This window comes from Mycobacterium sp. ABE4_509 (assembly GCF_056160785.1).
Map to the genome: position 1 here is coordinate 25,361 of NZ_JBSWXU010000027.1, position 20,932 is coordinate 46,292.

A 20,932-nucleotide genomic window follows, 5' to 3' on the forward strand; every position below is an offset into this window, starting at 1 on the left:
CAAGCCTGGGCACCTGCGAGCAGGTTGGATGGACATCCGCCCCGAACCGACCTGGCACTGGCCTACGCTGCGGTGATGACGACGGCGTCCATCCCATGTGCCCTGACGACGATCGCGGTTCTGGCAACCGTCACGACCGGATGCGGCACCGGCGGCGACGGTTCTCAACCGGCCACGGCCACCGTCAACAGCACCAAGGTCCCATCGACCAACTCGCCCGCAACCTCCTCCCCTCTCGAGGATGCGCCGACATCCGCGAGCGCTGCGCCGGACGGGCCGCCAATCGGAACAGCGACCATGCAGATGCTCGGCACTGGCGCAGGGCCGGTGACCATTCGCTATCGCATCAACAACGGACCCGAGCAGGTCGACACCGATGTCGCGCTGCCCTGGACCATCGACTATCCCGTGTACGACGAACTCACTTCGTCAGTGTCTGCCGAAGGCGGCGGCGACACCGTGTTGACCTGCAGCATCATTATGGACGAGATGCTGTTGTCGTTCGTCAGTGAACCGAACCCCACGTGCAGCTTCGCGTACTGGGGTTGAGGGCGACCTGGCTGGACGATCGGAGTACGAAGTGGGAGTGAACCAGATTGCGGTCCCACGTCACCCGGCATTTGGACCCACCACGATCGGCACCACTCCAACTCTTTCGACGACGTGCTAGCCGCCCACGAGGGACGTACCGCGCCAGCCAGGGGAGACTGGAAACGATGAGTGACGCGCGGAGTCGTCGACAACTTCGCATTCGATGCACCCGCCGTCGAGCTTCGCACCCTCGGTAGCGATATCGACGACCTGCGGGAAGCACACCCCGAGGATGAGCTCGCGGTGCTCATGTCCGGATACGCCCAGTGCGCCTACAACCCTCGCCCCAGGCCTACGGGCAATGGCTGGGCCAGATCGCAGATCGGCTACGCGAGCACGCCGACGCCCAGTTCGGCGGGTTGAGCCGCTCGAGCGAGATGCAGGCCAGGGGCCCTGTCCCCGGCCCGCAATGTGATCGTGCGCGACGCGACTGTGCGGCCTCATACGCCGAACACGGCGATTCACGTATGAAACCGCACAGTCAGCGGCCGGTCAGAGCATGCAGGACACGCAGCCCTCGACTTCGGTTCCCTCCAAGGCCATCTGGCGCAGCCGGATGTAGTACAGCGTCTTGATGCCCTTACGCCAGGCGTAGATCTGCGCCCGGTTCACGTCGCGGGTGGTGGCGGTGTCCTTGAAGAACAGCGTCAGGCTCAACCCCTGGTCGACGTGCTGGGTGGCCGCGGCGTAGGTGTCGATGACCTTCTCGTAGCCGATCTCGTAGGCGTCCTGGAAGTACTCCAGGTTCTCGTTGGTCATGTACGGCGCCGGGTAGTAGACGCGGCCGATCTTGCCTTCCTTGCGGATCTCGACCTTGCTGGCGATCGGGTGGATCGAGCTGGTCGAGTGGTTGATGTAGCTGATCGACCCGGTCGGCGGAACTGCCTGCAGGTTCTGGTTGTAGATGCCGTGGGCCTGCACCGACTCCTTGAGCCGCTCCCAGTCCTGCTGATTGGGGATACGGATGCCGGCGTCGGCGAACAGCCCACGCACCTTGTCGGTCTTGGGCTCCCACACCTGGTGGATGTACTTATCGAAGAATTCACCGCTGGCGTACTTCGAGCGCTCGAAGCCCTTGAAGTGGGTGCCCCGCTCGATCGCGATGCGGTTCGATGCGCGCAGCGCGTGGTACAGCACCGTGTAGAAGTAGATGTTGGTGAAGTCCACACCTTCCTCGGAGCCGTAGAAGATGTGCTCACGGGCCAGGTAACCGTGCAGGTTCATCTGCCCGAGCCCGACGGCGTGGGAATCGTTGTTGCCCTGCTCGATCGAGGGCACCGAGTTGATGTGGGTCTGGTCGCTGACCGCGGTCAGCCCGCGGATGGCCACCTCGATGGTCTGCGCGAAATCGGGCGAGTCCATCGCCTTGGCGATGTTGAGCGAGCCCAGGTTGCACGAGATGTCCTTGCCCACCTTGGAGTAGGAAAGGTCGTCGTTGAACTCCGAGGCTGTGGAGACCTGCAGGATCTCCGAGCACAGGTTGGAGTGGGTGATCTTGCCGTCGACGGGGTTGGCACGGTTCACCGTGTCCTCGTACATGATGTACGGGTAGCCCGACTCGAACTGCAGCTCGGCCAGCGTCTGGAAGAACTCGCGGGCCTTGATCTTGGTCTTGCGGATGCGGCTGTCGTCGACCATCTCGTAGTACTTCTCGGTCACCGAGATGTCGGCGAACGGAGTGCCGTAGACCCGCTCGACGTCATAGGGCGAGAACAGGTACATGTCCTCGTTCTTCTTGGCCAGCTCGAAGGTGATGTCGGGGATCACGACGCCCAGGCTCAGCGTCTTGATCCGGATCTTCTCGTCGGCGTTCTCGCGCTTGGTGTCGAGGAAGCGGTAGATGTCGGGATGGTGGGCGTGCAGGTACACCGCGCCGGCACCCTGACGCGCACCGAGCTGGTTGGCGTAGGAGAACGAGTCCTCCAGCAGCTTCATGATCGGGATGACACCCGAGCTCTGGTTCTCGATGTTCTTGATCGGCGCACCGTGCTCGCGGATGTTGGTCAGCAGCAACGCGACTCCGCCACCACGCTTGGACAGCTGCAGCGCCGAGTTGATCGAGCGGCCGATCGACTCCATGTTGTCCTCGATGCGCAGCAGGAAGCAATTGTGCACGACCGTGCCACGAATCGTGTAGGTGTGTGTGCCCTCCACGTGGAGGTTGTACACATTCTCCGGAACATCAACCGTGTGCTTCAGTTCCCGAACTCCGTACACGTGGCGTCCATGCACAACCTGATGAGTCTTGCGCGACGTCCCCTTCTGTCCGACGTAATTGTGCAGGTTCTTACCGACCTCGAAAATGAAGTCCTCGTTGGCACCTGGCAACCCAGGCACAAGGACCTGCCCCGTCAGGTTACCGGCCTGGTTGGTGTACTGGCGCACCCTAGAGACGATGCCGACTCGGCGAAGTAGCAATTGCACCTGGTCGATGAGCTCCGGGTTCACCAGATCGAGCACCATCCCGCCCGTCGTCGAGCACCCGTCACCCCGGAACAACCCAGCCAGCAGGCCTCGCTGGAATTCATCGTCTGCAGTCAGAACGTCATGAGACAACCGCTTGTCGCGGTAGCCCGTGCCAACCATCGAGAGGAAAAGCTCAGCGACGACCTTACTGTTGCAGATCATGCGAACCGATTGGTCCGACACACTCTGGTTGATCGATAGATCCGCTGCGAACACTCGCTTGAACGCTGTTGTTAACTCCTGCTGATACTCGAGTTCATGTGAACCGACGGTGAAGTGGATCCCGTTCGGCAACTTCTGGCCGTCCGGCCCCACACGCTTCGAGACGTGCCCTTCGGCAACATACCAACCCAGAATCAGTCCGAGATCGTAGGACTCCTCGACGTAACGGTTCACCGACACGAACGTCATGCTGTGACGCTGCTTGTTGCGATGCTTCATGTCGCAATTGACCTTGCGAATGAGCCCATCGACCTCTTCGTAGGTGCCCGAGCCGACGTGTTCCATCAAGTCATGGACTCGCCGTTTACGGCCCTCGAGCGGCGCTGCTGTGACGATGAAGTCCGACGCGTGAATGTCTTCGGCGGCCAACCACACAAACCCGTTGAACGGGTCGGCACCGTCACCGTCGATGATCGTCTCCACGTCCCGCGTGGTCCATACCAGGATTGGATGCTCTGGCGTACACAGAACCGGCTCCTTGTGTCCAAAATGCGAGATCGATACCAGTGCCTGGTCATTCGGATTCTCGATGACGGACTCGACGAGGGAAAAAGAGCCGTCGTGAGAGAGCACGCGGTCGCCGGGTTGCAGGGTCTCGATCGCCCTAGGCCCTTCTGGGGTGTCGATCGGGGTGCCGGCCGGAAAGCAGCTCACCGGCTCGCCGCGCTGTTTCTTGCCCGCGTTGAGGAACGTCGGCGTCGCCGGCTGGAAGCGCCCGTCGATGATCTCGTCGACCAGTTGCTCGGCCAGCACGACGTCGCCGGCGGCCAGCGACAGGGCCACCATGACGACCCGGTCCTCGAAACGCTCGAGGTAGCGCTTCCCGTCGAAGGTCTTCAGCGTGTAGGACGTGTAGTACTTGAACGCCCCGAGGAACGTCGGGAACCGGAACTTCTTGGCGTACGCCCGATCCAGCAGTGTCTTGACGAAGTTGCGCGAGTACTGGTCGAGCACCTCGCGCTCGTAGTAGTTCTTCTGGATCAGGTAGTCGAGCTTTTCGTCCTGGTTGTGGAAGAACACGGTGTTCTGGTTGACGTGCTGCAGGAAGTACTCCCGGGCGGCGAGCACATCCTTGTCGAACTGGATCCTGCCGTCGGCGTCGTACAGGTTCAGCATCGCGTTGAGCGCGTGGTAATCCGTTTCGCCGGGCAGCGCATGCGCGCCGCCGGTGGTTACAGGCTCTGCAGCTGTGACGGTTGGTGGCACGTCTGTTCCTTCCAGAATTCTTCCAGCCCCTCGCGGACGGCTTCCACGTCGTCGGGGGTCCCCATGAGTTCGAAGCGATAGAGGTACGGCACGTTGCACTTGCGGGAGATCACGTTGCCCGCGTAGGCGAATTCCTCGCCGAAGTTGTTGTTGCCCCCGGCGATGACACCACGGAGCAACGACCGGTTGTGCTCGTTGTTGAGGAACGCGATGACCTGCTTGGGCACATAGCCACCGCTGTTGATGTCGGGGGTGGCCTTGCCACCGCCGTAGGTGGGCACCACCAGCACGTAGGGCTCATCGACCTCGATGCGCCCGTGCAGCGGAATCCTGTTGACCTGCTCGGCGGGCAGCCCCAGCTTCTCGACGAAGCGATGGGTGTTCTCGGACACGCTGGAGAAATAGACGAGGTTGCTCACTGTGTCTGCCTCCTGGGTCGGTTCCGTCGCCCGCTGGTCGGTGGGGCGGTCTCAGGCTGAGGTTGCGACCGCTCCGGCCAGCGCCTTGATCCGGTCGGGGCGGAATCCCGACCAGTGCACGTCGCCGGCGACCACCACGGGCGCCTGCAGGTGACCCAGCGCCATGACGTAGTCACGGGCCTCGTCGTCGAGGCTGATGTCGACCACCTCGTAGGCGATGCCCTGCTTGTCGAGGGCCTTGTAGGTGGCGTTGCACTGCACGCAGGCGGGCTTGGTGTACACGGTGACGGATGCGGGCTGGGTCATCTGCGGTACGGCTCCTGTCGAGATTGTCGAGATTGCGGCGAGGTCGAGAGGCTGGCACTGGCAACTGGTCGGACGGTCGATCCCGCTCTGGTTCAGCGGCCCGCGGGTCCTGGGAATTCCGGGCCGCCGGGGCCACATTTCACGAGGTCGGGGAAACGACTCCGTCGGATCTGGTGGCTCCGGCCGACCGCAATATCTTGGGGGTCCGTCGGTGCTCGGAACACTACACCTAGTGTCCGACATTGCGAAGGGATACCAGATGTTCTGAATGACATTTCTGAAATTCCCTGGTCGTAAGCCTGCTGACCTCGACACGAGCGGCGTGTCGCGTGTCACATCGGCGTGTCTGGACCCTCACCACGCCAGTGTCTCAGCGACCACCGACAAGAACGCCGCCACCGCCGCCCGGGTGTCACCCCGCCAGCAAACACGCCCGCATCCGCGACCCCGCCCGCCGGGGCCGGCTGCAGCGCGCCCGGCCCACTTCATCGCCCCGCGCGCCGACCGGGCCGCCACGACGACCAACGGCCTCGGCTACGCCGCGTCAGCTCACGTCGAACTTCCCGGGCGGTGTCGCACCCTGTTCCCCGGTCCGCACGACCGTCAGGAGATCTGGCCGGCCAACTTGCCGACGACCGCACGCAGATGGTCGCTGACCTGGGCGTTCTCCCGCGGATGCCGGCCGTCGAGCTCGGCGGTCGGCAGCGACAGGCTCAGGTCCTCGATCACCGTCGCACCGGCGATGCCGAACGACTTGCGGGTGTCGTCGTGCGCCCACACCCCGCCGTAGCGGCCGTGGGCCGCCCCGACCACCGCCAGCGGCTTGCCGCCCAGGGCCCCGGCGCCGAACGGCCGGGACAGCCAGTCGATCGCGTTCTTGAGCACACCCGGGATGCTGCCGTTGTATTCGGGAGTGACGACCAGCGCCGCATCCGCGCGTGCAGCGGCCTCCCGCAGCGCAACGACCGGCTGCGGCGCGTTGCCGTCGTCGATGTCCTCGTTGTAGAAGGGGACCTCGCCCAGCTGGTCGAACAGCTCCAGCTGCACGCCCTCCGGCGCCGCCTCGATCGCCAGTTCGGCCAGCTGGCGGTTCACCGACGCAGCGCGCAGGCTGCCCACCAGAACCAGCACGGTGTTCGTGGGACTCTCCGTCACGTCCAAGCCTCCGATCGGGTATGTCGACAGTCTCAACGCGGCCAACCGGACTCTGGTCCGATTTATTCCGGCTGGGTTAGAGTTGGCAGGTGCCTGTGTCCGACCGGTTGCCCGTGCTGCCGGTGAGCGAGCCCGGGCCGGCCGAGCGCGGTGACGCCGCGCGCAACCGTGCCCTGCTGCTCGAAGCCGCACGCCGCCTCGTCGACCAGCGCGGCGCCGACGCCGTGTCCACAGACGACATCGCCGCGGCCGCCGGGGTGGGCAAGGGAACCCTGTTCCGCAGGTTCGGCAGCCGCGCCGGGCTGATGGTGGTGCTGCTCGACGAGGACGAGAAGGCCCAGCAGCAGGCGTTCCTGTTCGGACCACCGCCACTGGGCCCCGGCGCCGCGCCGCTGCAGCGCCTGCTGGCCTACGGGCGGGAGCGGCTGAAGTTCGTCCAGGCCCACCACGGCCTGCTCTCCGATGTCAGCCGCGACCCGCAGATGCGCTTCAACGCACCCATGACGCTGCATCACCGCCACATCCGGCTGCTCCTCGAGAATGCCGGCACCTCAGGCGATCTCGATACCCAAGCCACCGCTCTGCTGACCCTGCTCGACGCCGACTACGTGCACCACGAGCTCACCGAGCGCGGCCGCAGCCTGGCCGAACTCAGCGACGCCTGGGAGACGGTGGCGCGCAAACTCTGCGGGACCTGACCGTGCCCGGCGGGCCCTGGATTCTGCACGTCGACGTGGATCAGTTCCTCGCCTCGGTCGAGCTGCAACGCCATCCCGAACTCGTCGGCCTTGCGGTGATCGTCGGCGGCAGCGGCGACCCGGACGAGCCCCGCAAGGTCGTCACCTGCGCGTCCTATGAAGCACGCGCGTTCGGCGTGCACGCCGGCATGCCGTTGCGCGCCGCGGCCCGCCGGTGCCCCGGCGCGACGTTCCTGCCCTCGGACCCGCCGGCCTACGACGCGGCCTCCGAACAGGTGATGGGGCTGCTGCGCGACCTCGGCCATCCGGTCGAGGTGTGGGGGTGGGACGAGGCCTACCTCGGTGGTGACATCGACGATCTCGGCGAGGCGTTCGCGCTCGCCGCCCGCGTGCAGCAGCTCGTGACCGCCGAGACCGGGCTGAGCTGCTCGGTGGGCATCAGCGACAACAAGCAGCGGGCCAAGGTCGCCACCGGCTTCGGCAAGCCGGCCGGAATCCACGCGCTGACCGAGCAGAACTGGATGTCGACGATGGGCGACCGCCCGGTCGACGCCCTGTGGGGCATCGGACCCAAGACCGCCAAGAAGCTGGCCGCGATCGGTATCACTAACGTCGCGGACCTGGCCGGCACCGACCCCACCGTGCTGACGGCCACCTTCGGGCCCACCACCGGCCTGTGGATCCTGCTGCTGGCCAAGGGCGGCGGCGACGAGACCGTCAGTGCGCAGCCCTGGGTCGCCCGCTCACGCAGCCATGTGGTCACGTTCCCGGCTGACCTGACCGACCGCGCCGAGATGGCGACCGCCGTCGGTGACCTCGCCCGCCGCACGCTGGCCGAGGTCGTCGAACAGGACCGAGTCGTCGCCCGCGTCGCCGTGACGGTGCGCACCGCGACGTTCCTGACCCGCACCAAGATCCGCAAACTCACCGCACCCAGCACCGACCCCGACGACGTCGTCGCCACCGCGCTGGATCTCCTCGGCTCCTTCGAACTGGACCGCCCGGTGCGGCTGCTGGGGGTGCGCCTCGAGCTGGTGATGCCCGAGGCACCCGCCGTCGCCGCCGATGTCACCGGCGGACGCTAACGTCGGCACCATGCTGGCGACGGTGGCGATCCGCGGCTACCGCTCGCTGCGCGAGATCGTGCTGCCGCTGCGCCGGCTGACGGTGGTGACCGGGGCGAACGGGACCGGCAAGTCGTCGCTCTACCGCGCGCTGCGGCTGCTCGCCGAGTGCGGCAGCGGCGAGGTGATCGGCTCGTTCGCCAGGGAAGGTGGAGTGGAATCGGCACTGTGGGCCGGACCTGAGCAACTCGGCGGCGCACGGCGCTCCGGTACCGCCCAGGGCGGTCCGCGCACCCGGCCGGTGTCCATCGAACTCGGTTATGCAGCCGACGATTTCGGCTATCTCGTCGACCTCGGGCTGCCACAGGCCAAGCGCACCGCCTTCGAGCGCGACCCCGAGGTCAAACGTGAGGTGGTGTTCACCGGGCCGGTGGCGCGGCCCGCGACCACGCTGGTTCGCCGGGTGCGTGGATACGTCGAGGTCGCCACGGACACCGGAAGCGGGTTCGACGAACTCGCCCGCAGCCTGCCCGCACACCGCAGCGTGCTGGCGGACTGGGCCGGGGCAGCCCCGGAGCTGACCCTGGTCCGGGAAAGGCTTCGTGACTGGCGCTTCTACGACGGATTCCGCGCCGACGCCCAGGCACCCTCGCGCCGCCCCCAGGTGGGCACCCGCACACCGGTCCTCGGCGACGACGGCGCCGACCTGGCCGCCGCGGTGCAGACCATCATCGAGACCGGCCGCGACGATCTGGCCCGCGCCGTCGCCGAGGCCTTCGACGGCGCAACGGTGTCGGTGGCGGTCAACGACGGACTCTTCGACCTGCAGCTGCACCAGCGGGGCATGTTACGGCCGCTGCGCAGTGCCGAGATCTCGGACGGCACTTTGCGATTCCTGCTGTGGGCCGCGGCGCTGCTGAGCCCGCAGCCGCCGTCACTGATGGTGCTCAACGAACCGGAGACCTCACTGCACCCCGACCTGATCCGCCCGCTGGCGGCGCTGATCGAAGCCGCGGCGGCACACACCCAGGTGATCGTCGTGACACATTCGCCGACGCTGCGCGAAAGTCTGCGCCTGGCGCCGCTGGGCTCCGAGGACAGCGACGCCTGGGAACTCGAGCTCTACAAGGACTGGGGCGAGACCAGGGTCGCCGAGCAGGGCCTGCTCACCACTCCCCCATGGGACTGGGGCTCGAGGTGAGCCTCAGCCCCGCTTCGACTTCGGCCGCAGCACCCGGGTGAACACCAGGTTCACCTGCTTCATCGCCAGGCTGTAGGGCCACCACATCGTTCGCTTGAACAGGTACAGCGCGCGGATGTCGGGCGAGGTGTACACGAGATACCGGTTCTTGACCACACCGCGCAGAATCCGCTCGGCGGCGTGCTCGGGTGACACCGCGTGCCCCGAGAACCGTCCGGTCCACTTGCGCACCCGCGGATCGTCGCGGTCCACCCCGGCGATGTGGACGGTCTCCACCAGGGGTGTCTGCACCGCTCCGGGCACCACCACCGAGACCCCGATGCGGTGCCGGGCCAGGTCGAAGCGCAACACCTCCGACAGGCCGCGCAGTCCGTACTTGCTCGCCGAGTACGCAGCGTGCCAGGGCAGCGCGACCAGCCCCGCCGCCGAAGAGACGTTGACCAGGTGCCCGCCCCGGCGCGCCTGGATCATCGGGGGCACGAAGCTCTCGATGACGTGGATGGGCCCCATCAGGTTGACGTCGATCATCGACTTCCACTGGTCGTGGGCCAGCCGGTCCACGGTGCCCCATGCCGAGACCCCCGCGATGTTCATCACGACGTCCATGGCGGGGTGACCGGCGTGGATGTCGGCGGCGAACGCCGCGACCTCGTCGTAGTCCGAGACGTCCAACACCCGGTGGGCGGCCACCACCGCACCCAGCGCACGCGCGTCGGCGACGGTGGCGGCGAGTCCGTCGGCATCTCGGTCGGTCAGGAACAGCTCGGCCCCCTGGGCGGCCAGCGCCAACGCCGTCGCGCGCCCGATACCGCTGGCGGCGCCGGTCAACAGGCACCGCTTCCCCGCGAAACCGTCACCGAAACCGGCACTCGAGCCACCCTGCTGCGCCATGACAGCCGACCCTACCGGCGCCGGTCCGGTCGTCCGGGGCGTCACTCGCCGGGCAGGTCGGCGCGCTCCCACAACCCGTACTGCCAGAGTCGCTCGACGATCGCGACCGCATCGGCGGGATCCTGCCCCCGCCCGACGAACGCGCTGTCGTGTGACAACGTCATCGACGTCACCGCGGTCAGGGTGCGCACCAGCGAGCGCAGATCCGGCGAGACCGGCCGGGCGCCGGAATCCTGGCTGATCAGGCCGACGATCTTGTCCACGACGGTGTCCTGGAAGTCGTCCATGATCTCGCGGATCTGGGCGTCGGTGGCCCTGGCCAGGTTGCAGGCGGCCATGATCGGGTTGTTGGACGCGTAGACGGCCGCGGCGTAGCCGACCATGCGCTTGGCGAAGTCCGTCGGCGACTCACCCGGCTCTCGCGGCGCGAAATCGTGGGTGAGCTGGGTGAGTTCGTCCATGGCATCGGCCACGATGACCGCCAGCACGGCGTACTTGGATTCGAAGTAGAAATAGAACCCGGATCGGGCGACCCCGGCGCGCTCGCTGATGGTGCTGACCGACAGCTCGGCGAAGGAACGCTCCTCGAGTAGCTCCCGAACCGCCCCGATGATGGCCTCACGCTGCCTGTCGCCGCGGCTACGGCGGTCCTCGGTGGGTTCGGCAGTCATGGCTAGACCTTCGCACCATGACTCGCCCCACTCCAAACTTGACAGCCGTCAAGTCGGCCCACGAGGATGGTGCGCACGTGACATCGACCACAGTTTGTCTGCTCAGGAGCGTGTGATGACGACGATCAGTAGCACTGATTACTGGATTGACCAGGCCAAACGGCGGCTCAAGCCGACCCCGGTGACCCTCCCCGGCATGGGTGCGGTGGAAAAGCGCCTGCTCGCGCACGACTTCAAGGAGATCACCCTGGCCGAGCCGCCGGCCGGCAGCGACCTCAAGGCGGTCAAGGGTGACCAGGGCCTGCCGATCCTGGCCCACATGATCGAGATGTTCCGCGGCGGCCCGGACTTCATCCTGCACCAGTACCGCCGGTGGGGTCCCATCTACTACTCGGGCTCGCAGGTGCTGCCCGCGGTGGCCGCCCTCGGACCCGACGCGACCCAGGCGGTGTTCACCAACCGCAACAAGGACTTCTCCCAGCGCGCCTGGGATCCGGTCATCGGGCCGTTCTTCGAGGGCGGGCTGATGCTGCGCGACTTCGACGACCATCTCTATCACCGGCGGATCATGCAGGAGGCGTTCACCCGCAGCCGGCTGACCGGGTACGTCGAGCACATCGACTCGGTGGCCTCGGCGGTGATCGCCCACGACTGGGTGGCCGACGATCCTCGCTTCCTGTTCTATCCGAGGGTCAAGGAGCTCACCCTCGACATCGCCTCGGTCGTGTTCATGGGTCACCAGGCCGGCACCGACAAGGAACTGGTGACCACCGTCAACGAGGCGTTCACCACCACCACCCGGGCCGGCAACGCGATCGTGCGCAAACCGGTTCCCCCGCTGAGCTGGTGGCGGGGCATCAAGGCCCGCCAGACCCTGGAGGACTACTTCAACGCCCGCATCGGGGAGAAACGCCGGTCGGAGAGCACCGACATGTTCAGCGTGCTGTGTCACGCCCAGGACGAGGACGGCCAGAGCTTCACCGACGAGGACGTCGTCAGCCACATGATCTTCCTGATGATGGCCGCCCACGACACCTCGACGTCGACGCTGACGACGATGGCCTACCACCTCGCCGCCAACCCGCAGTGGCAGGAGCGGTTACGCGAGGAGTCCGAGCGCATCGGCGACGGCCCGCTCGACATCGAGGCACTGGACAAGCTCGAGGCTTACGACCTGGTGATCAACGAGGCGCTGCGGATGCAGACTCCGCTGCCGTTCAACTTCCGGCAGGCCGTCCGGGACACCGACCTGCTGGGCTACTACATCCCCGAGGGCACCGCGATCATGACGTGGCCGGCGCTGAATCACCGGTTGCCCGAACTGTGGACCGATCCCGAGAAGTTCGATCCCGAACGGTTCGCCGAACCCCGCAACGAACACAAGAAGCACCGCTACGCGTTCGCCCCGTTCGGCGGCGGCGCCCACAAGTGCATCGGCATGGTGTTCGGCCAGCTCGAGATCAAGACCGTCATGCACCGGCTGCTGCGCCGCTACCGGCTGGAGCTGACCCATCCCGGCTACACGCCGCGCTACGACTACGGCGGCATGGCCGTCCCGATCGACGGCATGCCGATCGTGCTGCGCCCGCTGCACTGACCCCGATTCCGAGGCTCTCGGCCCGGGCTTGCGGCGCCGAACTGGCATTCCAGCAGCAAAAGTGCGAGAAGGACGCTGCTGGAATGCTATTTCGGCACGGGCTCAGGCAGGCGCGAGGAGCCGGTTGGCGCAGGCGATCACCGCGCGCAACGCCGACTGGGTGGGGTCCGGTGACCAGCCCATCGCCCACTCGCTTCTGGTTCCGTTGCAGCCGCGGATGAACGTCGCGGTGTGCTCACCGGCCGGCAGCTGATGAAACGCCGTCATCTCGACGGCGACACCGCGGTCGTAGAGCATCGCGGTCAGCGCGGCCACCGGCCCACTGGCCTGCGCGCTGGATGTGCCGATCGAATCCCCCACCGCCAGCGTGGCCTGGTAGCTGCGGGCCTGCGGGCCGAGCCGGCCGGACGGCCGATGCTCGTCGGCGCAGGACCACTGCCCCAGCCGCAACGGACCGGTGGCCGGCGCGTAGTGGTCGACGAACTCGTCGAAGGTCTTGGTGTCGGCGTGGTCGCGCAGTGCCTGCGGTATCGGGTGGTCCACATGGGTGGCGAACGACCTCGGCGAGGTGCTGCACGGAGTGGCGATCGGGGAGTTCATGTGCCGGCCTTCGGAATGAAGAGGAATTGACCGACGAAGTAGCGACGACCCACAGCGAGGGGTCGGTCAGGATCAGACCCCGCTGCGGGTTGCTACTACGAGTCGCTTCGGCACGGCTGCGATGCTACACCCCCGGGGCGTGGTGAGCGCAAACACATATCGGCGATGCGTGCCCGGCGCGGCTCGGGCGTCAGAATGTGCTGATGTCTTGGTCGCAGGCGGCGCTGCTGTTCGCGGCCGGAATCCTCGGCGGGCTCACCGGCAGCATCGCCGGCCTCGCCTCGGTGGCCACCTACCCCGCCCTGCTGGCCGTCGGGCTGCCACCGGTCACCGCCAACGTCACCAACACGGTGGCGCTGGTGTTCAACGGGATCGGATCGGTGATCGGGTCACGCCCGGAACTGGCCGGTCAGGGGGCGTGGCTGCGCCGCATCCTGCCGGTCGCCGCGCTCGGCGGGGTCGCCGGTGCGGTGCTGCTGCTGTCCACGCCGGCCGAGGGGTTCGAGCGTGCGGTGCCACTGCTGCTGGGCTTCGCCGCGCTGTCGATCCTGATCCCCGTCCGGCCCACCCGCGACTCCCGGGTGTCCAGCCACCACCGCCACACCCTCCGGACGATCGCCGAGGCGGCGGCGATCTTCGCGATCTGCATCTACGGCGGCTATTTCGGTGCCGCGGCCGGGGTGCTGCTGCTGGCGATGCTGCTGCGGGCCGGCCAGGCGACCCTCGCGCACGCCAACGCCGGCAAGAACGTCATCCTCGGCGTCGCCAACGGCGTCGCGGCCCTGATCTTCGCGCTCGCGGCACCGGTGCAGTGGGGCGCGGTCGGCGCGCTGGGAATCGGCTGCCTGCTGGGCGCACGGCTGGGCCCGGTCATCGTCCGGCATGCGCCCGCCGGGCCGCTGCGCCTCGCGATCGGGGTGGCCGGGCTGGGGCTGGCGGTCAAGCTGGGCATCGACGCGTACTGACGCCTACCGCTGAGGCTCACACGAACGGGTTGTCGCCCCCGGCCACCCGGGTGCCCAGGTCGATGAGATTGACCGCGGAGGCGTGCAGCCGCTCCCCCGCCTCGGAGGAGGCCTGCCCGGCCAGGTGGCGCGACCAGGTGCCCTCGATGACGATCGCGAGTTTGAAGCACGCCATCGCCAGGTACCAGTCCAGCCGGTCGGTGGGCCGTCCACCTGCGTCGCGGTAGGCCTCGAGCAGCTCGCTCCGCGACGCCAGCCCGCCGAGCGCCCCCAGCTCGGCGCCGGCGTTGATCGGGTTCGGGCCGTCGGGCCAGCAGATCAGGATCCAGCCCAGGTCCAGCAGTGGATCCCCGATCGTGCACATCTCCCAGTCGATGAACGCGGCAAGCTCCGGCACCTCGCGGCGCAGCAGCACGTTGTTCAGGTGCGCGTCGCCGTGCATGACGCCGGGCTCGCCGTCGGGGGGCCGGTTGGACTCCAGCCAGTCGGCGAGCGCGTGCACCGACGGGAACGACTCGGGCTGGTAGTGGTCGTGACGGTAGCTTTCGAGCAGCCGCATGAACTGCGGAACCTGGCGCGCCAGAAAGGATCCCGGCCGTTTGAGCTCCGCCAGCGGACTGCCCTGCCAGGGCACCGCACCCAGCTGGGCCAGGCTTGCGGCATAGGACAGCCCGACGCGGTGGCGCATCCCGGCGTCGTGGACGTAGGCCTCGTCGATCTCGTTGCCGGGGTTGAACCCGTCCACGGCCTGCATCAGGTAGAAGACCACGCCGAGCACGTCGAGGTCCTCGCAGCCGGCGATGAACTGCGGGTGCGGCACCGGCGACCCGGCCAGGGTGCGCAGCACCGCGATCTCGCGGCGCATCGTGTTGTCGCTCGTCGGCCGCGGATGTTCGGGCGGCCGGCGCAGCACCATCGGCCGGCCGTCGACGCAGACCCGCACGACGATGTTCTGCGAGCCGCCGGTCAGCGGCTCGATGTCGGTGACGGTGTCGCCCAATCCGGTGCGGCGGACCCAGCGCTGCAGCGCCGCGGTGTCGGTTTCGCTGAGCATCACGTCGACGGGCATGACGCCATCGTGTCAGCTCACCCTGCGATTTCGGCGTGGTTGTCGTCGATCAGCGGCGACAACCACGCCGAAATCACCGGACTACTTGGGGGCGAAGCGCTGTCCGGCGTCCAGCCGCAGGCACTGTCCGTTGAGCATCGGGTTCTCGACGATCGCCAGCGCCAGCTTGGCGTACTCCTCGGGCTTGCCGAGCCGCTTGGGGAACGCCGCGTCCTTGGTCAGCACGCTGGCGTACTCGTCCGGGATGCCCTGGGTCAGCCCGGTGGCGAACAGGCTGGGCGCGATCGCGAGCGCCCGGATGCCCAGGCTGCCCATGTCGCGCGCCATGGTCAGGCACATCCCGGCGATCGCCGCCTTCGACGCGGTGTAGGCCACCTGCCCGATCTGCCCCTCGAACGCCGCGATGGACGCGGTGTTGATGATGACGCCGCGCTCCTCTTTCTCGTCGTCGACGGGCTCGTTCTTGGACATGTGCCAGCCGGCCAGCCGGCTGATGTTGAAGGTGCCGATGAGGTTGAGGTCGATGCTCTTGCGGAAGGAATCCAGGCTGTGCGGCCCGTCCTTCTTGACGGTGCGCTCGGCGATCCCGCCGCCGGCGGTGGTGACGGCGATGTGCAGACCGCCCAGGGCGTCGACCACCTCGTTGATCACGGTCTCGGTGCCGTCGAAGTCGGTGACGTCGACCTCGTAGAACACGCCGCCGATCTCGGCCGCGACATCCTTACCGTTGGACTGCGGCCGGTCCAGCACCGCGACCGATGCGCCCCGCTTGGCGAGTGCTTCGGCGGTGGCCCGTCCGAACCCCGACGCGCCACCGATGACGACGGCCTTCTTGCCCTCGATCTCCATCTAGCTCCCTTTCAGCGATCTTTCTGGACTCTGCCAGACGTTGCAAAGTTCGGTCGAACTGTAAAGCAACCTAGCCGATGACATACTTCGGTAAGGCTTTCGGGTGCGTTGCGGCGGTAACTTGGCTTGCATGACCGCACCAGGCATGCGCGCGATGGGCGGTGTCGCCGCCGCAGCCGTCGCCGTGGGCGTGGCCCAACTGATCGGCGCGGCGTTCGGCCCGGAGGCCGACGTGCGCACCGCGGTCGGCTCCGCGGTGATCGACCTGACCCCGGGACCGGTCAAGGAATGGGCGATCCAGCTGTTCGGCACCGCCGACAAGCTGGTGCTGACGGTGTCGGTGCTGGTGGTGATCGCGCTGCTGGCCGCGGTCGCCGGCCTGGCCGAGACGAAACGCCGTCCCATCGGCAGCGTCATGATCGTGCTGGCCGGCGTCCTCGGCGCCGCGGCGCTGCTCACCCGCGAGCAGTCCACCGCCGTCGACGTCATCCCGACGGTGATCGGGGCGATCTGCGGCGTGGCGGTGTTGCGGCTGCTGGTGTCCGACCGGTTCGGCGCGGCCGACACCGGCTCGGACACCGCGCCGGACGGCTCCCCGGGGGACGACGGTTCGGTACCCGACCGGGCCAAACGCCGGTCCCTGGTCACGCTGGGCCTGCTCGGCGCGGGCGCGGTCAGCGGGGTGGCCGGCGTGGTGATCACCCGGTTGACGGCCTCGGTGTCCGGCGACCGGCAACAGTTCGCGCTGCCGCAGATCGACGTCCCCGCTGCCCCGATCCCGGACTCGGTGCAGCCGGCCGGGGTGGATCTGCCGTCGTTCGTCACCAGCAACGCCGACTTCTACCGCATCGACACCGCGCTGGTGGTGCCGCAGCTCAGCCGGGAGCTGTGGGAGCTGCGCATCCACGGGATGGTCGACCGGGAGGTCACCTTCAGCTGGGCGGACCTGGAGCGGTTCGAGGTCGTCGAACAGGCCGTCACCCTGACCTGCGTATCCAATCCGGTTGGTGGCGATCTCATTTCGAATGCCGTGTGGACCGGCTACCGGGTTCGCGACCTGCTCGCCGAAGCCGGCGTGCACTCCGATGCGGACATGGTGTTGTCCAAGTCGGTGGACGGGTGGACCGCCGGCACCCCGCTCGAGGTGCTGACCGCGCCGGAGCCGATGCTGGCGGTCGGCATGAACGGTCAGCCGCTGCCGGTCGAGCACGGGTACCCGGCCCGGCTGGTGGTGCCCGGGCTGTACGGCTACGTCTCGGCGACCAAGTGGGTGATCGATCTGGAGCTGACCCGCTTCGACCGGGCCGAGGCGTACTGGACCCGGCTGGGCTGGGCTGCGCGGGGCCCGATCAAGACCGAGTCCCGCATCGACGTGCCGCGCAGCGGCCAGGATGTGCCGGCCGGCCCGGTGCGGTTCGGCGGGGTGGCGTGGGCCCAGGACCGCGGGGTGCGCGCCGTGGAGGTCCGCATCGACGGCCCGGACGGCGAAGGGCAGTGGCAGCAGGCCACGCTGGGAGACGGCTACTCGGATGCCACCTGGCGGCTGTGGAGCGTGGACTGGGAGGCCGGCGCGCCGGGTCTGCACACGATCACGGTGCGGGCCACCGACAACAGCGGGTACACCCAGACCTCCGATCGTGCCGACGTCGTCCCCGACGGCGCGACGGGCTGGCATTCGGTCGACTTCGCCGTCACGTGAGGCCCGCCGCGCCGAACTCGCATTCCAGCAGGCCCGCACTCGCACTTTCGCTGCCGGAATGCCGTTTCGGCGCAGTGTCGGTGGGGCGTGTCAGGGTGATGACGTGCTGCTGGTAGACGTCGCCCGCGCCTCGGCCGATGTGGCCGGATCGTCGGCGCGGCTGGCGAAGGTCGCCCGTCTCGCCGACCTGCTGAGCGGGCCGGGGGCGGAATCCGACCCGGATCAGCTCGCCGTCGTGGTGTCCTGGCTGTCCGGCGAACTGACCCAACGCCAGATCGGGGTGGGCTGGGCCGCGCTGCGCACCGTCCCCGGACCCGCCGCCGAACCCGGTCTGACGGTGCGCGGGGTCGACGAGCGCTTCGGCACCATCGGCGCGACGTCCGGGAAGGGTTCCCAATCGCGCCGCGCCGAACTGCTGGGCGACCTGTTCGGTGCGGCCACCGACGTCGAGCAGGTCTTCCTGCGCCGGCTGCTCACCGGGGAGCTGCGCCAGGGCGCGCTGGTCGGTGTCATGGCCGACGCGGTGGCCCGGGCAGCCGGCGTACCGGCGCCGGCGGTGCGCCGGGCGGCGATGCTCAGCGGGGATCTGCCCGCGGTGGCCGCGGCCGCGATCACCGGCGGCGCCGCAGCTCTGGAGCGGTTCCGGCTCCGGGTCGGCACCCCGGTCGGCCCGATGCTGGCCCAGACCGCCGGTGGTGTCGGCGATGCACTCGAACGGCTCGGCGGCACAGCGATGTTCGAAGCGAAACTGGACGGCGCCCGGGTTCAGATCCACCGCGACGGCGACGCGGTGTCGGTCTTCACCCGCAGCCTCGACGACATCACCGCGCGCCTGCCCGAGGTCGTCACCGCGGTGCTCGCACTGCCGGTCTCGAACCTGATCGCCGACGCGGAGGCCATCGCGCTGCGCCCCGACGGCCGCCCGCACCGCTTTCAGGTCACCGCCTCGCGGTTCGGCCGCCGGGGCGGCGCCACCGCGGCCGACGCACAGCGGTTGTCGGTGTTCTTCTTCGACGTCCTGCGCATCGACGGACGCGATGTGCTCGATCTGCCCGCCGGCGAGCGTCTGGCGATGCTCGACGCCGCGGTGCCGCGGTACCAGCGCGTGGACCGGCTGCTGACCTCCGACCCCGACGCCGCGCAGCGGTTCCTCGATGCGACGCTGTCCGCCGGTCACGAAGGCGTGATGGCCAAGTCACCGGCCGCGCCGTACGAGGCCGGCCGGCGCGGTGCGGGCTGGCTGAAGGTCAAGCCGGTGCACACCGTCGACCTCGTCGTGCTGGCCGTGGAGTGGGGCTCCGGGCGCCGCACCGGCAAGCTGTCCAACATCCACCTCGGTGCCCTGGACCCAGCAACCGGCGGATTCGTGATGCTGGGCAAGACGTTCAAAGGCATGACCGACGAGATGTTGACGTGGCAGACCGCCCGCTTCCTGGAGCTGGCCGACGGACCCACCGACTCATATGTCGTCGGCGTGCGCCCCGAGCAGGTCGTCGAGATCGCGTTCGACGGGATCCAGACGTCGTCGCGCTATCCCGGCGGGATGGCATTGCGCTTCGCCCGGGTGCTGCGCTACCGCGACGACAAGAGCCCCGCCGAGGCCGACACGATCGACACGGTGCGCGCGATCTACGAACGAGGCCACTGAGCAAGTTTGCCGCTGGCATGATGTGCCTTTGCCGGAACACCTGGAGGTGCGGGGATGAGCGGTGCGGTCTCCGACGGCGGCGCCGTCGGACTCGTGGCCGGGGTGCCCCGCCGGCGCATAGTCCTGGCCTCGATGGTCGGCACCACCATCGAGTTCTACGACTTCTACATCTATGCCACGGCCGCCGTCTCGGTGTTCCCGCACCTGTTCTTTCCGAAGGGCGATCCGACGACGGCGCTGCTGGCGTCGCTGGCGACGTTCGGCCTGGCCTTCGTCGCCCGGCCGGTCGGCTCGGTCGTGTTCGGCCACTTCGGCGACCGGGCCGGGCGAAAGACCACGCTGGTGGCCTCGCTGCTTTTGATGGGCATCGCGACGTTCGCGATCGGGCTGCTGCCGACCTACACGCAGGTCGGAGTCCTCGCCCCGGCGCTGCTGGCCGTCATGAGGTTTGCCCAGGGGCTCGCGCTCGGCGGCGAGTGGAGCGGCGCAGCGCTGCTGGCCACCGAGACCGCCGCTCCCGGCAAGCGCGGCTGGGCGGCGATGTGGCCGCAATTGGGGGCACCGCTCGGTTTCCTGCTGGCCAACAGCCTGTTCGTCGGCTTGATCCTGGTGCTCGGCCACAGCAACATCGACCCCGACCCCGACGGCCCGTTCCTGACCTGGGGATGGCGGGTGCCGTTCCTGCTCAGCGCGGTGATGGTCGCCATCGGCCTCTACGTGCGGCTGCGCATTCTGGAGACCCCGGTGTTCACCCGCGCCGTCGAGCGCGGCGAGAAGGTGAAAGCACCTCTGACAGAGGTGTTCCGGACCAGTTGGCGGCAGCTGATCATCGGCACCTTCGTGATGCTGGCGACCTACACGCTGTTCTACATCGTGACCACCTGGGCGCTGAGCTTCGGCACCGCGGCGCCGCCACCGGACGGGACGGGGCTGGGGTTCGGGTATGTCGATTTCCTGGAGCTGCAGCTGGTCGCGGTGCTGTTCTTCGCCGCCACCCTGCCGGTGGCGGGGCTGCTCGCAGACCGTTTCGGCCGCCGGCGCACCCTGCTGGTGGTGACCGCCGCAATCATGGCCTACGCGGCACTGTTCGCGCCGATGCTCGGCTCGGGCACCACCTCGGCGGCGATGATGCTGGTGTTCCTGATCATCGGCATGACGCTGATGGGCCTGACGTTCGGCCCGATGAGCGCCGTGCTGCCCGAGCTGTTTCCGACCAACGTCCGCTACACCGGATCCGGGATCTCCTACAACGTGTCCAGCATCCTCGGGGCGGCGGTGGCACCGTTCATCGCGACCTGGCTGGCGACCAGCTACGGAGTCGGCTGGGTGGGCCTGTACCTGTTCGTCGCCGCGGCCCTGACCTTCGCGGCCCTGCTCATCATGCGAGAGACCAAGGATGCCTCGCTCGACTCGGCCGGCCCGGCAGATGCGGTGCGCTGAGGGTTTCATTGAGGCGCCCCGCCGGCCGCGCTAAACTGTTGGCCATACCGTAAGTGCCCACAGAACGGATCGGCCATGAACAAAGACGACATGATTTTGATCAGCGTGGATGATCACATCGTCGAGCCGCCGGATATGTTCGCCAATCATCTGCCGAAGAAGTATTTGGATGAGG

General features: G+C 67.9%; 18 protein-coding genes and 3 pseudogenes. 10 read left to right on the forward strand and 11 right to left on the reverse strand.

Translation table 11 applies throughout. The features are described from left to right. Positions 1–75 precede the first annotated feature (75 nt). Both ACXAID_RS08730 and ACXAID_RS08735 read left to right on the forward strand, forming a co-directional pair. Positions 76–549, forward strand: a complete 474-nt coding sequence (locus ACXAID_RS08730) for a hypothetical protein (RefSeq protein ID WP_475021803.1) — start codon at positions 76–78, stop codon at positions 547–549. A gap of 171 nt (positions 550–720) precedes the next feature. Continuing rightward, positions 721–954, forward strand: a complete 234-nt coding sequence (locus ACXAID_RS08735) for a hypothetical protein (RefSeq protein ID WP_475021804.1) — start codon at positions 721–723, stop codon at positions 952–954. A 129-nt stretch (positions 955–1,083) separates the two neighbouring features. Here the strand turns inward: ACXAID_RS08735 and nrdE are convergent. The 6 genes and pseudogenes from nrdE to ACXAID_RS08765 all read right to left on the reverse strand — a co-directional run. Then, positions 1,084–2,700: pseudogene (gene nrdE / locus ACXAID_RS08740) on the reverse strand (class 1b ribonucleoside-diphosphate reductase subunit alpha); the annotation flags it as partial. 24 nt (positions 2,701–2,724) lie between these two features. Continuing rightward, positions 2,725–3,933: pseudogene (locus ACXAID_RS08745) on the reverse strand (LAGLIDADG family homing endonuclease); the annotation flags it as partial. Beyond that, positions 3,922–4,485 (reverse strand): annotated as a pseudogene (locus ACXAID_RS08750) (ribonucleotide reductase N-terminal alpha domain-containing protein); the annotation flags it as partial. The pseudogenes ACXAID_RS08745 and ACXAID_RS08750, both read right to left, overlap by 12 nt. Next, positions 4,452–4,904: a class Ib ribonucleoside-diphosphate reductase assembly flavoprotein NrdI gene (gene nrdI / locus ACXAID_RS08755; RefSeq protein WP_475021805.1), complete on the reverse strand. Its 453-nt coding sequence runs from the start codon at positions 4,902–4,904 to the stop codon at positions 4,452–4,454. The pseudogene ACXAID_RS08750 and the gene nrdI, both read right to left, overlap by 34 nt. Before the next feature lie 51 nt (positions 4,905–4,955). Further along, positions 4,956–5,210: a redoxin NrdH gene (locus ACXAID_RS08760; protein WP_475021806.1), complete on the reverse strand. Its 255-nt coding sequence runs from the start codon at positions 5,208–5,210 to the stop codon at positions 4,956–4,958. A 603-nt stretch (positions 5,211–5,813) separates the two neighbouring features. After that, entirely contained in the window at positions 5,814–6,365 is a 552-nt protein-coding gene (locus tag ACXAID_RS08765; protein ID WP_475021807.1) for an NAD(P)H-dependent oxidoreductase, read from the reverse strand. An 89-nt stretch (positions 6,366–6,454) separates the two neighbouring features. Between ACXAID_RS08765 and ACXAID_RS08770 the strand changes: the two genes are divergently transcribed. The 3 genes from ACXAID_RS08770 to ACXAID_RS08780 are packed head-to-tail and all read left to right on the forward strand — an operon-like array spanning position 6,455 to position 9,328. Then, positions 6,455–7,063, forward strand: a complete 609-nt coding sequence (locus ACXAID_RS08770) for a TetR/AcrR family transcriptional regulator (RefSeq protein ID WP_475021808.1) — start codon at positions 6,455–6,457, stop codon at positions 7,061–7,063. Beyond that, positions 7,060–8,148: a DNA polymerase IV gene (locus ACXAID_RS08775; protein ID WP_475021824.1), complete on the forward strand. Its 1,089-nt coding sequence runs from the start codon at positions 7,060–7,062 to the stop codon at positions 8,146–8,148. The genes ACXAID_RS08770 and ACXAID_RS08775 overlap by 4 nt, the downstream gene beginning before the upstream one ends. A 10-nt stretch (positions 8,149–8,158) precedes the next feature. Beyond that, positions 8,159–9,328, forward strand: coding sequence for an AAA family ATPase (locus ACXAID_RS08780; RefSeq protein ID WP_475021809.1), 1,170 nt, complete (start codon positions 8,159–8,161; stop codon positions 9,326–9,328). A gap of 3 nt (positions 9,329–9,331) precedes the next feature. Here the strand turns inward: ACXAID_RS08780 and ACXAID_RS08785 are convergent, their stop codons facing one another. Together ACXAID_RS08785 and ACXAID_RS08790 are read right to left on the reverse strand one after the other, a co-directional pair. Beyond that, positions 9,332–10,219, reverse strand: coding sequence for an SDR family oxidoreductase (locus ACXAID_RS08785; RefSeq protein ID WP_475021810.1), 888 nt, complete (start codon positions 10,217–10,219; stop codon positions 9,332–9,334). 41 nt (positions 10,220–10,260) lie between these two features. Beyond that, positions 10,261–10,890, reverse strand: coding sequence for a TetR/AcrR family transcriptional regulator (locus ACXAID_RS08790; RefSeq protein ID WP_475021811.1), 630 nt, complete (start codon positions 10,888–10,890; stop codon positions 10,261–10,263). Positions 10,891–11,005: 115 nt separating this feature from the next. Between ACXAID_RS08790 and ACXAID_RS08795 the strand changes: the two genes are divergently transcribed. Then, the gene (locus ACXAID_RS08795) at positions 11,006–12,487 is read left to right on the forward strand and encodes a cytochrome P450 (RefSeq protein WP_475021812.1); all 1,482 of its coding nucleotides are present in this window, start codon (positions 11,006–11,008) and stop codon (positions 12,485–12,487) included. 102 nt (positions 12,488–12,589) lie between these two features. Here the strand turns inward: ACXAID_RS08795 and ACXAID_RS08800 are convergent, their stop codons facing one another. After that, positions 12,590–13,087, reverse strand: a complete 498-nt coding sequence (locus tag ACXAID_RS08800) for a homocitrate synthase (RefSeq protein WP_475021813.1) — start codon at positions 13,085–13,087, stop codon at positions 12,590–12,592. A 203-nt stretch (positions 13,088–13,290) separates the two neighbouring features. Here ACXAID_RS08800 and ACXAID_RS08805 point away from each other — a divergent pair, with 203 nt between their 5' ends. Then, positions 13,291–14,052, forward strand: a complete 762-nt coding sequence (locus ACXAID_RS08805) for a sulfite exporter TauE/SafE family protein (protein WP_475021814.1) — start codon at positions 13,291–13,293, stop codon at positions 14,050–14,052. A 16-nt stretch (positions 14,053–14,068) separates the two neighbouring features. On the opposite strand, the gene ACXAID_RS08810 is transcribed toward ACXAID_RS08805, so the two are convergent. Next, positions 14,069–15,121 (reverse strand): phosphotransferase family protein, encoded by a 1,053-nt coding sequence (locus tag ACXAID_RS08810; protein WP_475021815.1) that lies wholly within the window; start codon positions 15,119–15,121, stop codon positions 14,069–14,071. Positions 15,122–15,202: 81 nt separating this feature from the next. Then, positions 15,203–15,970, reverse strand: a complete 768-nt coding sequence (locus tag ACXAID_RS08815) for an SDR family NAD(P)-dependent oxidoreductase (protein WP_475021816.1) — start codon at positions 15,968–15,970, stop codon at positions 15,203–15,205. 130 nt (positions 15,971–16,100) lie between these two features. On the opposite strand from ACXAID_RS08815, the gene ACXAID_RS08820 reads away from it, so the two are divergent. The 3 genes from ACXAID_RS08820 (at position 16,101) to ACXAID_RS08830 (ending at position 20,757) form a co-directional block, all read left to right on the forward strand. Further along, entirely contained in the window at positions 16,101–17,669 is a 1,569-nt protein-coding gene (locus ACXAID_RS08820; RefSeq protein ID WP_475021817.1) for a molybdopterin-dependent oxidoreductase, read from the forward strand. A gap of 103 nt (positions 17,670–17,772) precedes the next feature. Continuing rightward, entirely contained in the window at positions 17,773–19,317 is a 1,545-nt protein-coding gene (locus ACXAID_RS08825) for an ATP-dependent DNA ligase (RefSeq protein ID WP_475021818.1), read from the forward strand. Positions 19,318–19,371: 54 nt separating this feature from the next. Continuing rightward, the gene (locus ACXAID_RS08830) at positions 19,372–20,757 is read left to right on the forward strand and encodes an MFS transporter (RefSeq protein WP_475021819.1); all 1,386 of its coding nucleotides are present in this window, start codon (positions 19,372–19,374) and stop codon (positions 20,755–20,757) included. Positions 20,758–20,932: the final 175 nt, after the last annotated feature.

Coding starts and splice junctions, on each gene's coding strand:
- ACXAID_RS08730 (WP_475021803.1), top strand. CDS start 76: ATGACGACGGCGTCCATCCCATGTGCCCTGACGACGATCGCGGTTCTG.
- ACXAID_RS08760 (WP_475021806.1), bottom strand. CDS start 5,210: ATGACCCAGCCCGCATCCGTCACCGTGTACACCAAGCCCGCCTGCGTG.
- ACXAID_RS08780 (WP_475021809.1), top strand. CDS start 8,159: ATGCTGGCGACGGTGGCGATCCGCGGCTACCGCTCGCTGCGCGAGATC.
- ACXAID_RS08785 (WP_475021810.1), bottom strand. CDS start 10,219: ATGGCGCAGCAGGGTGGCTCGAGTGCCGGTTTCGGTGACGGTTTCGCG.
- ACXAID_RS08790 (WP_475021811.1), bottom strand. CDS start 10,890: ATGACTGCCGAACCCACCGAGGACCGCCGTAGCCGCGGCGACAGGCAG.
- ACXAID_RS08795 (WP_475021812.1), top strand. CDS start 11,006: ATGACGACGATCAGTAGCACTGATTACTGGATTGACCAGGCCAAACGG.
- ACXAID_RS08800 (WP_475021813.1), bottom strand. CDS start 13,087: ATGAACTCCCCGATCGCCACTCCGTGCAGCACCTCGCCGAGGTCGTTC.
- ACXAID_RS08805 (WP_475021814.1), top strand. CDS start 13,291: ATGTCTTGGTCGCAGGCGGCGCTGCTGTTCGCGGCCGGAATCCTCGGC.
- ACXAID_RS08810 (WP_475021815.1), bottom strand. CDS start 15,121: ATGCCCGTCGACGTGATGCTCAGCGAAACCGACACCGCGGCGCTGCAG.
- ACXAID_RS08815 (WP_475021816.1), bottom strand. CDS start 15,970: ATGGAGATCGAGGGCAAGAAGGCCGTCGTCATCGGTGGCGCGTCGGGG.
- ACXAID_RS08820 (WP_475021817.1), top strand. CDS start 16,101: ATGACCGCACCAGGCATGCGCGCGATGGGCGGTGTCGCCGCCGCAGCC.
- ACXAID_RS08830 (WP_475021819.1), top strand. CDS start 19,372: ATGAGCGGTGCGGTCTCCGACGGCGGCGCCGTCGGACTCGTGGCCGGG.